This is a genomic window from Anaerostipes sp. 494a (assembly GCF_001940315.1).
Lineage (GTDB): Bacteria > Bacillota > Clostridia > Lachnospirales > Lachnospiraceae > Anaerostipes > Anaerostipes faecalis.
This window is the reverse complement of record NZ_MJIF01000001.1, coordinates 1,298,420-1,313,185: the sequence shown is the minus strand read 5'-3', so window position 1 is coordinate 1,313,185 and position 14,766 is coordinate 1,298,420. Positions and strand designations below refer to the sequence as shown.

The following is a 14,766-nucleotide window of genomic DNA, read 5'->3' as shown; positions in this document are numbered from 1 at the left end:
CTCATAGAGCATACCGTAATATATAGTGAATTACACCGTAAGGTATGCTTTCATATATGCCGAAATAGCTCAGTTGGTAGAGCACTTCACTCGTAATGAAGGGGTCGCCGGTTCAAGTCCGGTTTTCGGCTTGCTATTAATGATAAAAAGGTGGATTTTTAGAAATCCACCTTTTTGTTTAGTCATCAATTCCAAATTTCTTTTCAAGAGCATCTTCTGCCATTTCCAGCTGATCTTCCAGTTTATCAATAGAACGTTCTCTTTTTTCATAGGTTTCAAAAGTTATTTTATTATTTTCATAGGCATTTTCGAAAGAGTCATCCAATTTGTCTAAATCATCTTCAATAGCGTCAATTTGCTTTTTTAAAGAATAAAAACGTTTTGCATTTGTCTGTTTATTGGAACTGGTTTTAGCATTGTTTACTTTTTTGGTTATTGCATTGATTCGTTTGCTATAGGAAGAAAAGTCATATGCATCATCATTTTTCTGATTTGATGTGTTATCATCTGTCTGACTGTCATCATCCTGGTTATCTGTTGCATGATTATTAGTTTGCTCTGTAGCAATCTCCTGTGTTGTAGTAGCCTCCGTAGAATCTTTGGATGTGTTAGAACATCCGGTAAATGCGAATACAGCTATAAGAGCAGTAATCAATAAAAAATATTTTCTTTTCATAATTAAAATCTCCTTTCGTTATTTCTTTTAGCTTATATATATCATAATACCCAAAAATTAAAATAACATTAAAAAGAAAAACTTATTTCAGATATTTCTGAATTGTATTATAATGAATACATTATGAGATTATTAATAGTAGAAGATGAAAAAGATTTAAGGGAAATATTGAAAAAGAGGCTGGTGAAAGAAAAATACAGTGTGGATGCCTGTGGAAACGGACTGGAAGCCATGGATTATATTGACATGACTTCTTATGACGGAATGATTCTGGATATTATGGTGCCGGGAAAGGATGGTTTATCGATTTTAAAGGAAGTTCGAAATCAGGGAAAGGACACACCGATTCTGATGCTGACAGCGAAAGACGGGATTGAAGACAGAGTAAAAGGACTGGATCTGGGGGCTGATGATTATCTGGTGAAACCTTTTGCTTTTGATGAGCTTTTGGCAAGAATCCGGGTCATGATGCGGCGGAAACCTAGTTTTACTTCTAATCGGCTGGAAGTAGCAGATCTTATATTGGATCGTGATACAAAACAGGTCTGGAGAAATGGAAAAGAGATTTTTCTTTCTGCCAAAGAGTTTATGATATTAGAATGTCTTATGAGAAATAAAAATGTTGTGTTATCCAGAAATCAGATTGAGCAAAATGCATGGGATTTTAACTTTGAAGGCAGTTCCAATGTGATAGATGTTTATATTCGGTATCTTAGGAAAAAAATTGATGAAGGATTTGAAAGGAAACTGATTCATACAGTCAGAGGAGCCGGATATGTGCTGAGGGATGTGGAATGAAAAGATGTTCAATTAAAATGAAAGTCACATTGTGGTATACAGGAATTGTGGCGGTAATTCTTGGGATTGTTTTTTCTGTGACGCTGGTTTTTGTTAATAAAACAGGTTTGTCTGCGACAGAGGAAGAAGTACAGGGAGCGGTGACCGGATTTACAGGAAACATAAAGTTTCAGGATGATACCTACTATATGAGCAGTGATGCAGAATTTTATAACGATGGAGTTATGTTTTGTGTGTATGATGAAACTGGAAGGCTTTTATATGGAAGCATGCCGGTTGATTTTCCTAAACAGACAACTTTGATATCCAGCCAGCCAAGAATTGTAAAAACGGGGCAGAAGCAGTGGATGGTATATGACAGTATTCAAACTTATGGACAGGGGAAGGCTCTATGGATCCGAGGGATAACTTCTATTCATAACATGGAAACATTTGTGGAGACAGCAAAGCATATTATCATTTTTCTGTTTCCAGGATTAATTTTTATCATTGGTCTGATTGGATATTTTATGACAAAACATGCACTAAAGTCAGTAGATGTTATTTGCGGGGAGGCAGATAGGATAAGCAGTGGAGATGACTTATCCCAGAGATTATCTTTACCTAAGGCAAGGGATGAAATATACCATTTGACAGAGCGTTTTAATCAGATGTTTGAGAGACTTCAAGAATCATTTGAAAATGAAAAACAATTTACTGCTGATGCATCTCATGAATTGCGGACTCCGGTGGCGGTGATGATTTCTGAGTGTGAATATCTTTTAGATAATCAAGATCTCAGTCAGGAACAAAGAGAAGAGGTAGAGATTCTTTTACGGCAGGCGCAGAAAATGTCACGTCTGGTTTCTCAAATGCTGATGATTGCAAGAGAAGAAAAAACTGTGAATGCCAGTCAGTTTGAAACTGTGGATTTTAGTATGCTGACAGAGATAGTAGCAGAAGAGATGGAAGGACAGGCACAGCAGAAATGTATATCTATTTCCGTTCATGGGGAAGAACAGCTTATGGTGCAGGGTGACCAGACACTATTAATGCGAATGATGATGAATTTGATTCAAAATGCTGTCTCATATGGAAAAGAAAAAGGACATATATGGATTGATTTAAGAAGAAATGAAAATCGGGTGGAAGGACAGATTGCAGATGATGGTATCGGTATACAACCTGAGTTTTTAGATAAAATATGGAATCGATTCTATCGGGTAGATAAAAGCAGAAGTAGTTCTCAGGGAACCGGACTGGGATTGTCTATGGTAAAATGGATCGTAAGACTTCATGGTGGAGAAATAAAAGTAGAAAGTACCTTCGGAGAAGGTACAGTATTTTCTTTTTGGCTTCCGGCATTGTAAACATCTGGAAGTTATGGGAATGATACTGGACGGTCTATGTGAGATAGAGTATAATATGGCTTTATGAATTATAATGAAAATGTAAGGAGAGAATTGTGGAAAAGAGAGAAAAGTTTTCATCAAGAATCGGATTTATTCTGATTTCTGCCGGATGTGCCATAGGATTGGGTAATGTCTGGAGATTTCCGTTTATTGCAGGGCAATACGGAGGTGCGGCATTTGTATTGGTCTACTTGTTTTTTCTTTTTGTATTGGGACTGCCGATTATGGTAATGGAGTATGCTGTAGGACGAGCCAGTCAGAGAAGTATTGCTGCATCTTTTCAGAAACTGGAACCAAAGGGCAGTAAATGGCATTGGTACAGTTATATTGGAATGGCAGGAAATTATCTTCTCATGATGTTTTATACAACTGTTGCAGGGTGGATGATCTGTTATTTCATTAAGATGATAAAAGGTGAATTCGTTGCAAAAACGCCAGCACAGGTAGAAGGGATTTTTGCTACTATGCTTTCAAAACCTGGGACTCAGATTTTCTGGATGCTGGTGGTAATTGTACTGGGATTTCTTGTATGTTCCATGGGACTTGAAAAGGGTGTGGAAAAGATCACTACTGTAATGATGTCATGTCTGTTTGTGGTAATCCTTATATTAATTGTAAGAAGTGTAACCTTAACTGGAGCAGCTAAAGGATTAAAATTTTATCTGGTTCCTGATTTTGGCGCAATGAAAAAACAGGGGATAATGACTGTTGTGTCTGCAGCAATGGGACAGGCCTTTTTTACATTGAGTCTTGGAATAGGTGCCATTGCGATTTTCGGAAGTTATATTGATAAAAGCCGTCGATTGACGGGAGAGGCAATCAATGTAGCTATACTGGATACATTGGTAGCATTGATGGCTGGGTTAATTATTTTTCCTGCATGTTCAGCATTTGGTGTAAGACCGGACAGTGGTCCTAATCTGGTATTTATTACTTTACCAAATGTTTTTAATGAAATGCCTGGAAGCCGTTTATGGGGTGCTTTATTCTTCCTGTTTATGAGTTTTGCAGCATTATCAACGATTATTGCAGTATTTCAGAATATTATTTCCTTTGCACAGGATTTGTGGGGATGGAGTCTAAAGAAATCAATTGCCTTTAATGCAGTGGCAATTGTTGTATTATCTTTGCCTTGTGCGTTAGGATTCAATGTGTGGAGCTTTATAGAGCCTCTTGGATCAGGAACTACTATACAGGATTTGGAAGATTTTATTGTCAGCAATAATATTCTTCCTCTGGGATCTTTGATATATCTTCTGTTTTGTGTAACAAAGTATGGATGGGGCTGGAAGAACTTTACAAAAGAAGCCAATGAAGGAGAAGGAATCAGATTCCCGGAATGGACAAGAATTTATGTGACATATATTTTGCCATTGATCGTAGTGTTTATTTTTGTACAGGGATATATTGATAAGTTCTTTTAAAAAAATAAAAGTGTGTAAGCGAATCAGAGCTTACACACTTTTTTCTATGGAATAAAATTTATTTTGCATCAGCTGTTTTATGGAAGTTTGTATGAGTTGTATCTTTCTCCTTTTTATGAATCAGCTTTTTAAAGCAGGAGACGGCAACCATAAATCCAAGTGCCATTAACAGTAAGGCAACGATCAGCTGGAGTCCGTCAATCATAAATACAAATCCTCCAGTTACGAAGATCTTTGTAAAGATACCAATAACTGCCTGGATTAATGCAGTGAATGTAACGATCAGCATAATGCACATTGGAGCGTAAAGTGTCCATCCTTTTCTTCCTGTTGTCAATAAGAAGACAGATAATGCAATCAGAACTAATGAAGCTAACAGCTGGTTGGCAGCGCCAAATAAAGGCCAGATGTTATTGTATCCACCAAGACATAACAGGAATCCGAAGAATAAGGTAATAACAGTAGCAAAATATTTGTTAGTACAGAGTTTTCTGAATCCTGACAGGTCAGATCCATCTGCTGATTCACCAAGGAACAATTCCTGGAAAGACATACGTCCAATTCGTGCAACAGAGTCTAAAGATGTTAATGCCAGTGCGGAAACGCACATTGTCATAAAGCATACAGCCACATGTTTTGGAATACCAAGTAATGTCAGAAATCCTGCAACATTTCCAGAGAAAATCTGAAAAGGAGTTCCGGCAGGCATTTTTCCACCGACTGCGGCTGCTCCAACAACAACTAAAGCGATGACACCAAGCAGAGATTCTACCATCATTGAACCATATCCGACAAAAAGCATGTCTTTTTCATTGCTAATTGTTTTAGATGATGTTCCAGAAGATACCAGACTGTGGAATCCTGAAACAGCGCCGCAGGCAATGGTAATAAACAATGTTGGGAATAAGCTCTTTCCAGCCACATTAAATCCGTTGAAAGCAGGTAAATTCATTGCAGGGTGAGCAACAAAAACACCAAGAACAGCACCGGCAATCATACCGACCAACAAGAAAGTACTTAAATAATCACGAGGCTGCATTAATAACCACATTGGCATTACAGATGCCAGGAATAAGTAAACCATAACTATACCAGTCCATGTGGCCTTTCCAAAATACAGTGGAAAAGCAATTCCCAATGCAAGCATGGCAATCAATAAAACAATACCAATCACAAATTCTACAACCTGATTTGGCTTAAAGTATTTTGTAAAGAGACCGAATACAATGGCACCTACGATAAACAGCATAGAAATAGAAGCGGCAGCTGCATTTGGTGAGCTTTTTACACCTGTATCGGTAAATCCGTTAAATGTACTGGCAACCATATCAGTAAATGCAGCAATTACCAGCAGTGTAAATAACCATGAAAATAGGAGAAATAATTTTCTTCCTGTTTTTCCGATATATTTTTCAATCAAAATACCCATGGATTTTCCTTCGTTTTTTACAGAAGCATATAAGGCGGTAAAGTCCTGAACAGCTCCAAAGAAAATTCCTCCGATAATCAACCATAAAAGGACTGGAACCCATCCGAACATTGCTGCGATGATCGGTCCGGTAACAGGTCCTGCACCAGCGATAGATGAAAACTGATGTGAGAAAACAACCAGTTTTGGTGTTGGAATATAATCTTCCCCATCTTCATGTGTATAAGCAGGGGTTTTTGCTTTTGGATCAATACCCCATGATTTAGCAAGCCAGCGTCCATAAAGAACATATCCGGCAGCCAGTGCAACGATAGCGATAGCTACGATTGTTAAACTATTCATTTTAATCACTCCTCTAAAAATATAACTACAATTCAAAACACAAAATACAATCTTATACAATAGAACATTTTTTGATTGAAATAAAAAAACGTCTTCCAAAATGCTTTTGCATTTTAGAAGACGAAAAATATTCCGCGGTACCACTTCATGTTATTACATAAATTATAATCTCTCTATCACATCCTGTGAATGTGTTTCCTGATAACGGTAGAAATCCGGTCTCACTTACTAATGGTAAGTCCATGTTCAGTTGACTGCTCACAGGGGATGTTCATGAATGGCTTCTGCTGTTTCACACCAAACGCAGCTCTCTGGAAGAAGTGTACATTCATCAATGTGTCCTGCTCATTGCATACTGTATTTTGTTGAAACTTAGTTTAATCCAGTGATTTTTAATTGTCAATAGAAAGCCGTGTACATTTTTTTGTACACGGCTGATACAAATCGGCTATATCAGATTGTTTCTTAAATCAGTGCGGCAGATACTTCTTTTAATTTCATGCCATTGGATCCTTTTACAAGAATCACATCATTTTCTTTTAGATTTTCTTTCAGATATGCAATTAAATCCTGGTTGGATGCAAAATGTTTTGCATGAATAGGAGAATCACTTTCTTCCACTGCTTTTATAAATTCCAGAGATAAATTTCCGGTGATAAGAAGATCGGTAACAGAGGTTGTAACAAGGAAATCTCCTACTTCCCGGTGATATTTTGGTGAATCAGGTCCAAGCTCCAGCATGTCCGATAAAACAGCAATTTTTCTTCCTGTTGTCTGGAAGCTGGACAGGATTTTAAGGCTTGCTTTCATGGAATCAGGACTTGCATTATAAGCATCATCAATGACGGTATAACCGTTTTTGTTGATAATGTTCTGACGCTGACCGGAAAATGTGGATAACTGCTGTTTGATTTTTTCCATTGGTACATGATAGCGAAGACCAATTGCCATGGCAGCCAAAGCATTGGAAACATTGTGTTCACCCAGGACATTCAATGTAACTGTTTCACGTATTTTATCATAACAAAAATCAAAAATGGTCTGTCCGTCTTTTTCTGTAATATTTTCTGCACGATAGGTACAATCAGGTGCAAAACCATAGAATTCATAAGGTTTTTTCACGTAATCCAGGTGTTTCCGGATCATGTCATTGTCTCCATTCAGGAATAAAATACCATCTTCAGGAAGACCGTTTTGTATATCCAGTTTTTCACGGCAGATATTATCTCTGGAGCCCATCATTTCAATATGAGATACCCCCACATTTGTCACTACGCCAACATTAGGATGAATGATATTTCCGAGAATCGTAATCTGTCCCGGTTCGCTCATTCCCATTTCAAGAACACCAATTTCATCGTTTGAGGAAAGGTGATCTAAAGTTAAAGGAACTCCTACCTGGCTGTTCTGATTTCCAATGGTCTCAAATACTTTGAAGCTGCCGCGAAGGACATGGGCAATCATTTCTCTGGTTGTTGTTTTACCAACGCTTCCGGTTACCCCCACAATTGGAAGAGACATTTTGTTACGATAATAAGCGGCAATCTGCTGCATAGCTGTTAATGTATCAGGAACTTTAATATAAGGGGCTTCACCTGAGGCTTCTTCATGTTCCTGAGTCAGGGCAGCACCTCCGTTTTTCAGGGCACTGGATATAAAAATGTGTGCATCTACCCGTTCACCGATAATTGGAACAAATAAGGTGTTAGGGCCCATTTCCATAGAATTTGTGCTGATTCTGTCAATAACCATAGAAGGATCACCGCACAAAAGTGTGCCACCGGTAGCAGTTAAAATGTCTTTTATTGTCATATTTTCCATTTAAAACCTCAATTCCAAGCAAAATGCTTTTTTTCTTTTTTCTTCAGATTGTTCTATAATGAGATTATAGCATAAGAATAAGGAATATGTTAAAATTATCATAAGAAGAATCAGGAGGGTAAATAGAATCAAAAGATAAGAAAGGGAAGCAGGACCCCAAGTTTATGATCAGCCGATAGGAGTTAAATAGTTTCATGAGTTTTACACATTTACATGTTCATACAGAATACAGTCTGCTGGATGGGTCCAGTAAGATTAAGGAACTTGTCCATCAGACCAAAGAACTGGGAATGGACAGTATTGCAATTACAGATCATGGTGCCATGTACGGAGTGATTGATTTTTACAAGGCAGCCAGAGCAGAAGGAATTAAGCCAATCATTGGATGCGAGATATATGTAACCACAGGTTCAAGGTTTGATAAGGACACAAAGCAGGGAGAGAATCGTTACTATCATCTGGTCCTTCTGGCAGAAAATGATCAAGGGTATCATAATCTGATGAAAATCGTATCCAGAGGATTTACAGAAGGATTTTATTATAAGCCAAGAGTGGATTATGAGGTTCTGAGAAAATATAGTGAAGGATTAATTGCATTAAGTGCATGTCTGGCAGGAGAAGTGGCATCCTATATTTGTCAGGATGATTATGAAAAAGCCAAAAAAGCTGCTTTAGGACTTCAGGAGATTTTTGGAGAAGGTAACTTCTTTTTGGAACTTCAGGATCATGGAATCAGCCAGCAGACAAAAGTAAATACTGCTTTACTGAAAATGTCTCAGGAAACAGGAATTGATCTGGTAGCCACCAATGATATACATTACACATACAAGGATGATGTGGAAGCTCATGATATTCTCTTATGTATCCAGACAGGTAAAAAAGTTCAGGATGAAGATAGAATGAGGTATGAGGGAGGACAGTATTATCTGAAATCACCAGAGGAAATGAAACGATTGTTTCCGTATGCTGCAAAGGCTCTTGAAAATACAGAAAAGATTGCCAGACGCTGTAATGTTGAAATCGTATTTGGAGAACAGAAAGTACCTAAATATGATGTTCCTGAAGGATTTACGGCAGTATCATACCTGAAGCATCTATGTCAGGAAGGAATTCAGCAGAGATATCAGAAGGTTACAGATGAGTTGAGAGAACGTCTGGATTATGAGCTGACAACCATTGAAAATATGGGATATGTAGATTACTTTCTGATTGTCTGGGATTTTATTCATTATGCCAAAGAGCATGGAATTGCAGTGGGTCCTGGACGAGGTTCTGCTGCAGGAAGTATAGTCGCCTATTGCCTGGAGATAACAGATATTGATCCTATACGATATCAGCTTCTCTTTGAACGTTTTCTAAACCCGGAGCGTGTATCAATGCCTGATATCGATGTGGACTTCTGCTATGAAAGACGACAAGAAGTGATCGATTATGTGGTAAAGAAGTATGGTAAAGATCAGGTTGTACAGATCATTACTTTTGGAACCATGGCGGCAAGAATGGTTATTCGTGATGTAGGAAGAGTACTGGACATTCCATATGCGAAGGTTGACAGTATCGCCAAAATGATTCCTAATGAATTGAATATTACCATTGATAAGGCGTTAAAAATCAGTTCAGATCTGAAGAAGGTGTATGAGGAAGATGAGGAAACCAGACATTTGATTGAGATGTCCAGACGTTTGGAAGGACTGCCAAGACATGCATCCATGCATGCAGCTGGTGTCGTTATTGGAAAACGTGCTATTGATGAATATGTACCGTTGGCGACAGGAGCAGATAATGCAGTGACTACCCAGTTTACCATGACCACCATCGAAGAACTGGGGCTTTTAAAAATGGACTTTCTTGGGCTGAGAACTTTGACGGTTATTCAGGATGCAGTGGAACTGGTCAAAAGGTCAAAACCGGATTTTGATATCAGTACCATTAATCCAAATGACAGAAAAGTATATGAGATGATTGGAAACGGTCATACAGAGGGGGTATTTCAGCTGGAAAGTTCCGGAATGAAAAGTTTCATGAAGGAATTAAAGCCAACCAATATGGAGGATATCATAGCTGGGATTTCTCTTTACCGTCCAGGTCCAATGGATTTTATTCCTCGTTATATTGAAGGAAAAAACAGTACAGAGAGCATACATTATGAATGTGAGGAAATGGAAGAGATTCTGGAACCGACCTATGGATGTATTGTTTATCAGGAACAGGTTATGCAGATCGTAATGAAACTGGCTGGATATACTTTAGGACGAAGTGACCTTGTAAGGCGTGCCATGTCCAAGAAAAAAGGTGACGTTATGATGAAAGAACGTCAGAATTTCGTTTATGGAAATGAAGAAGAAGGAATTCCCGGCTGCATTCATAATGGAATCGATGAAAAAACTGCTAACCATATCTGGGATGAAATGCTGGATTTTGCAAAATACGCATTTAACAAATCCCATGCAGCAGCATATGCGGTGGTTTCTTACCGTACAGCATATTTAAAATGTCATTATCCGGTGGAATTTATGGCAGCATTGCTGACTTCTGTTCTTGGAAATACTTCAAAAATCGCAGAATATAGTTATGCCTGCAGAAAAATGGGAATACAGATTCTGCCACCGGATATTAACAGGGGAGAAGGTTCTTTTTCTGTTGATCATGGAAATATCAGATATGGACTGACAGCTATAAAAAGTCTTGGAAAGCCTGTTATTGAAGCTATTATAAAAGAACGCAGGGAACATGGGACTTTCAGAGATCTTAATGACCTGGTAGAAAGATTATCCAGCAGGGAGATGAATAAAAGAACTATGGAAAATCTTATAAAATCAGGGGCTTTAGATGGTTTTGGTGTCACAAGAAAACAACAGATGTTTGTTTATGCCGGAGTATTGGACAATATACAAAAGGAACGCAAAAATGAAATTGCCGGTCAGATGAGTCTGATGGATCTGCTGTCAGAAGAGGATCAGGAGACTTTCCAGATTCATTATCCTGATGTAGGTGAATATGAAAAAGAACAGTTGCTGGCGATGGAGAAAGAAGTCCTTGGTATTTATGTAAGCGGACACCCTTTGGATGATGATATGGAAATGCTGGAGAGAAACACCAATGCAAGTACTGCTGATTTTGTTATAGATGAGGAAACAGGAAAAACTGTGATTCATGATCAGCAAAGCTGTATCATTGGTGGAATCATCAGTGATATTAATGTTAAATTGACAAGAAAGAATCAGAATATGGCATTTTTAACACTGGAAGATCTAAGAGGAACTGTGGAAGTTATTGTTTTTCCGCGTCAGTATGCATCCTGTCAGTCAATCTTAAAGGAAGATGCAAAAGTTTTTATAAAAGGAATTGCTTCTGTATCTGAAGAAGAAAGCAAATTGATATGCAATCAGATTGTACCTTTTCAGGAAGTGGCAAAAGAGCTGTGGATACAGTTTCCTGATAAAAACACTTATTTCCGGGAAGAACAGTGGCTAAAAGAAGAATTAAAGGTTTATCCGGGAAAAAGTCCGGTCATTGTATATTGTAAGGCAGAAAAGGCGGTGAACCGTCTTGGACGTGACTGGATGGTGGAAACAGATCAGGATATGATCTATCAGCTGGAAAACAGGTACGGAAAAGAAAATATTCGACTTCGTTCGTTAGGATTATAACAAAGACTATTGAAAAACTTGACTAAATAGATTAGAATAAGCCTAGTTAGGAATTGTGTGAGTAAAATTTGGAGGATATTCGTATGGGAAAACCAAAAATTAAAACAATTGGTGTATTGACCAGTGGTGGAGATGCACCAGCAATGAACGCAGCAGTACGTGCAGTTGCAAGAATCGGTCTGGAAAGAGGACTGAAAGTTAAAGGTATCCGTAAGGGATATAATGGATTGTTAAATGAAGATATTATTGATCTGACACCAAGAGAAACTGCCGATAGCATTTCAAGAGGTGGTACAATCCTTTTCACAGCTCGTTGTGAAGAATTTAAAACAGAAGAAGGACAAAAAAGAGGTGCTGAAATTTGTAAGGCACATGGTATTGAAGGTCTGGTAGTAATCGGTGGAGACGGTTCTTTCCAGGGAGCTAAAAAATTAGCTGAGCTTGGAATTAACACAATCGGTGTTCCGGGAACCATTGACCTGGATATTGCCTGCACAGAATATACCATTGGTTTTGATACAGCTGTCAATACAGCTATGTCAGCAATCGATAAGATTCGTGATACATCTACATCTCATGAACGATGCAGTATCGTAGAGGTTATGGGACGTGGTGCAGGATATATCGCATTATGGTGCGGTATTGCAACAGGTGCGGAAGATATTCTGATTCCTGAAAGTTTTGATGGAAATCTTCCTAAAGTTGAACAGCAGATCATTGAACATCTGCTTCGTAACAGAGCTCGTGGTAAAACACACCATATGGTTATCAATGCAGAAGGTGTTGGACATTCTTACAGCATGGCTAAGAGAATCGAGTCTGCAACAGGTATCGAGACAAGAGCAACAATTCTGGGACATATGCAGCGTGGTGGAAGCCCAACTGCAAAAGACCGTGTATATGCATCTATGATGGGTGCCTATGCCGTGGATCTTCTTTGTGCAGGAAAAACAAACCGCGTTGTAGGATATCAGAATGGTAAATTCATGGATATGGATATCATGGAAGGTCTTTCTATGGAAAAACATATTGATGATTATCAGTTACAGATTGCACATCTGTTAGGAAAATAGAAGAAGAGAAACAATAAGAGAAAAGTATGGCTCCTTTTAGAGAAGGAGTCTGCTTTTCTTTTGTATTCTTACAGGCAATTCCGGTGGATTTTCTGTAAGAATACAAAAGAAAGTAAGAAAGGGGTTTATCAATGAAACGTTTGAAACCGGTACAGGTAATCTTACTGGGATTTTTACTGACGATTATGATTGGATCCGTACTTTTGATGCTTCCTGTTTCTTCAAAAAGCGGTCAGATGACACCATATATCGACTCACTTTTTACAGCAACAACATCTGTCTGTGTAACAGGACTGGTAGTAGAGACAACCATGACCCATTGGAGTTTTTTTGGTCAGCTGGTCATTGCAGTATTGATCCAGATTGGAGGATTAGGTGTAGTTACTATTACTGCAGGAATGTTTTTTTTGTTAGGAAAAAGAATCAGCTTAAGTAACCGGATGCTGATACAGGAGTCCATGGGACTTAATACCATGTCGGGTCTTGTAGTTCTTGTAAAGAAAATATTTGTAGGGACGTTTATTGTAGAAGGAATTGGAGCATTATTATATGCAACACAGTTTATACCGGAATTTGGATGGAGATATGGAATCTGGGCATCGATATTTAACTCTATTTCAGCATTTTGTAATGCGGGAATGGATATTGTACAGCTGGATAGTTTAAGGAGCTATGTCACCAATCCGGTCATTAATTTTACAACCATGGGACTCATTGTTCTTGGAGGACTTGGATTTATTGTATGGAAAGATATGTACCATGGATTAAAGGATTTAATATACAGAAAGTGTACTGTGAAGCGTGCCTGGGATAAATTAAGATTTCACAGCAAAGTTGCTATAACGGCAACGCTGTTTTTGATTATTGCAGGAACTGTTTTAATCTTTATATTTGAATTTAATAATCCGGAAACAATGAAAGATCTGAATGTGGGACAGAAATTAATGGCATCTATGTTTCAGTCTGTGACTACTCGTACAGCAGGATTTGAAACGATACCGCAGGCCGGGCTGTCAGAGGGTTCATCTTTGATTTCTATGATTCTCATGTTCATTGGAGGATCACCGGTGGGAACCGCAGGTGGAGTAAAAACAGTTACCTTTATAATCCTTATTTATTGTGTTGTCACAGTGGCAAAACAAGAAGATGATATTAGCTTGTTCAGGAGAAAAGTATCAGATGTTCTGGTACCAAAAGCACTGGCAATTATTATGATTAATCTCTCAGTTCTTCTGACGGCGGTTTTGTTTTTACTATTATTTGATGATCAGACATTTATGACAACCTGTTATGAATGTGTATCAGCCTTAGCAACGGTAGGGCTGTCAAAAGGAATGACACCGGAGTTGAATTTATTTGGTAAAATAATAATCATTATTACAATGTATCTTGGAAGAGTTGGTCCGATTTCCATGGCTATTGGATTTTCTGTTGGAAAGAAGAAGAAAAAGAAACGGTCATTCTCTTATCCTGAAGAAGAATTGATATTATAAGTTTGGAGGTAAGTAGGAAAATGAGAAAATCAATTGCTGTACTGGGACTTGGAAAATTTGGCAGCAGTATTGCACGTAATCTGATGAAAGGCGGAGCAGAGGTGCTTGCTGTGGATAAAAACGAAGATCTTGTGCGCGAAATTGCAGAAGAAGTCACATGTGCAGTTTGTGCAGATGTTTCTGATAACGAGGTTATGCATAGTATCGGACTGGAAGAGATGGATGCAATGGTTATTGCCACAGCAGAACATCTGGACGCTAGTGTAATGGCGCTTATGATTGCAAAAGAAATAGGAGTTCCTTATGTAATGGCGAAAGCCGATGGAAAATTAAAAGGTGAGATTTTGAAACGAATAGGAGCAGATGAAATCGTTTATCCTGAAGAAGAGATGGGTGCGAGAATTGCCAACAATCTTCTTGGAGGACGAATGACGGATTTATTTGATCTATCTGCAGATACAAGTATTGTAAAAATACCGGTACGAAAAATGTGGGCGGGAAAATCTCTTGCACAGCTGGATTTTCGTGGAAAATATCATGTTAATGTTATTGCCATTGAAAGTAAAAAAGGTGTTGACGGTGCACCAAATCCAATGGAACCATTAAAAGAAGGAAATAATCTCATTTTGATTGGAAGGAAAGAGTGTTTAGAAAAGCTTCGATAGGAAA

At 38.2% G+C, this 14,766-nt stretch carries 10 protein-coding genes, 1 tRNA gene and 1 other annotated feature; of the genes, 8 read left to right on the top strand and 3 right to left on the bottom strand.

Annotation, left to right across the window (positions count from 1 at the left end):
* The first annotated feature begins 58 nt into the window (after positions 1 to 58).
* Positions 59 to 131: transfer RNA gene (locus BHF70_RS06640), tRNA-Thr, on the top strand.
* Between the two features lie 47 nt (positions 132 to 178).
* Here the strand turns inward: BHF70_RS06640 and BHF70_RS06635 are convergent.
* Entirely contained in the window at positions 179 to 676 is a 498-nt protein-coding gene (locus BHF70_RS06635) for an entericidin EcnA/B family protein (protein WP_075759508.1), read from the bottom strand.
* A 123-nt stretch (positions 677 to 799) separates the two neighbouring features.
* Between BHF70_RS06635 and BHF70_RS06630 the strand changes: the two genes are divergently transcribed.
* From BHF70_RS06630 to BHF70_RS06620, 3 genes are all read left to right on the top strand, one after another.
* Complete coding sequence (locus BHF70_RS06630) at positions 800 to 1,474, top strand: response regulator transcription factor (RefSeq protein ID WP_075759507.1); 675 nt, start codon at positions 800 to 802, stop codon at positions 1,472 to 1,474.
* Positions 1,471 to 2,823 (top strand): sensor histidine kinase, encoded by a 1,353-nt coding sequence (locus BHF70_RS06625; RefSeq protein WP_075759506.1) that lies wholly within the window; start codon positions 1,471 to 1,473, stop codon positions 2,821 to 2,823. The genes BHF70_RS06630 and BHF70_RS06625 overlap by 4 nt, the downstream gene beginning before the upstream one ends.
* Positions 2,824 to 2,918: 95 nt before the next feature.
* Positions 2,919 to 4,289, top strand: coding sequence for a sodium-dependent transporter (locus tag BHF70_RS06620; RefSeq protein WP_075759505.1), 1,371 nt, complete (start codon positions 2,919 to 2,921; stop codon positions 4,287 to 4,289).
* A gap of 58 nt (positions 4,290 to 4,347) precedes the next feature.
* On the opposite strand, the gene BHF70_RS06615 is transcribed toward BHF70_RS06620, so the two are convergent.
* Both BHF70_RS06615 and BHF70_RS06610 read right to left on the bottom strand, forming a co-directional pair.
* Entirely contained in the window at positions 4,348 to 6,060 is a 1,713-nt protein-coding gene (locus BHF70_RS06615; protein ID WP_075759504.1) for a carbon starvation CstA family protein, read from the bottom strand.
* A gap of 113 nt (positions 6,061 to 6,173) precedes the next feature.
* Positions 6,174 to 6,418 (bottom strand) — a binding site (T-box leader).
* 107 nt (positions 6,419 to 6,525) lie between these two features.
* On the bottom strand, positions 6,526 to 7,881 hold the full coding sequence (locus BHF70_RS06610; RefSeq protein WP_075759503.1) for a UDP-N-acetylmuramoyl-tripeptide--D-alanyl-D-alanine ligase: 1,356 nt from the start codon (positions 7,879 to 7,881) through the stop codon (positions 6,526 to 6,528).
* A gap of 194 nt (positions 7,882 to 8,075) precedes the next feature.
* Here BHF70_RS06610 and BHF70_RS06605 point away from each other — a divergent pair, with 194 nt between their 5' ends.
* The 4 genes from BHF70_RS06605 (at position 8,076) to BHF70_RS06590 (ending at position 14,762) form a co-directional block, all read left to right on the top strand.
* Positions 8,076 to 11,531 carry a DNA polymerase III subunit alpha gene (locus BHF70_RS06605; protein ID WP_075759502.1) on the top strand — a complete coding sequence of 1,152 codons (3,456 nt, stop codon included), beginning with the start codon at positions 8,076 to 8,078 and terminating at the stop codon, positions 11,529 to 11,531.
* Between the two features lie 83 nt (positions 11,532 to 11,614).
* Entirely contained in the window at positions 11,615 to 12,604 is a 990-nt protein-coding gene (pfkA, locus tag BHF70_RS06600; RefSeq protein ID WP_075759501.1) for a 6-phosphofructokinase, read from the top strand.
* A 131-nt stretch (positions 12,605 to 12,735) separates the two neighbouring features.
* Complete coding sequence (locus tag BHF70_RS06595) at positions 12,736 to 14,097, top strand: TrkH family potassium uptake protein (RefSeq protein WP_075759500.1); 1,362 nt, start codon at positions 12,736 to 12,738, stop codon at positions 14,095 to 14,097.
* A gap of 20 nt (positions 14,098 to 14,117) precedes the next feature.
* Positions 14,118 to 14,762, top strand: a complete 645-nt coding sequence (locus BHF70_RS06590; RefSeq protein WP_075759499.1) for a potassium channel family protein — start codon at positions 14,118 to 14,120, stop codon at positions 14,760 to 14,762.
* Positions 14,763 to 14,766 lie beyond the last annotated feature (4 nt).

Bases quoted from the DNA above. Each gene is read 5' to 3' on its own strand.
- BHF70_RS06635 (WP_075759508.1), bottom strand. From the start codon at position 676: ATGAAAAGAAAATATTTTTTATTGATTACTGCTCTTATAGCTGTATTC.
- BHF70_RS06630 (WP_075759507.1), top strand. From the start codon at position 800: ATGAGATTATTAATAGTAGAAGATGAAAAAGATTTAAGGGAAATATTG.
- BHF70_RS06625 (WP_075759506.1), top strand. From the start codon at position 1,471: ATGAAAAGATGTTCAATTAAAATGAAAGTCACATTGTGGTATACAGGA.
- BHF70_RS06615 (WP_075759504.1), bottom strand. From the start codon at position 6,060: ATGAATAGTTTAACAATCGTAGCTATCGCTATCGTTGCACTGGCTGCC.
- BHF70_RS06610 (WP_075759503.1), bottom strand. From the start codon at position 7,881: ATGGAAAATATGACAATAAAAGACATTTTAACTGCTACCGGTGGCACA.
- BHF70_RS06605 (WP_075759502.1), top strand. From the start codon at position 8,076: ATGAGTTTTACACATTTACATGTTCATACAGAATACAGTCTGCTGGAT.
- pfkA (WP_075759501.1), top strand. From the start codon at position 11,615: ATGGGAAAACCAAAAATTAAAACAATTGGTGTATTGACCAGTGGTGGA.
- BHF70_RS06595 (WP_075759500.1), top strand. From the start codon at position 12,736: ATGAAACGTTTGAAACCGGTACAGGTAATCTTACTGGGATTTTTACTG.
- BHF70_RS06590 (WP_075759499.1), top strand. From the start codon at position 14,118: ATGAGAAAATCAATTGCTGTACTGGGACTTGGAAAATTTGGCAGCAGT.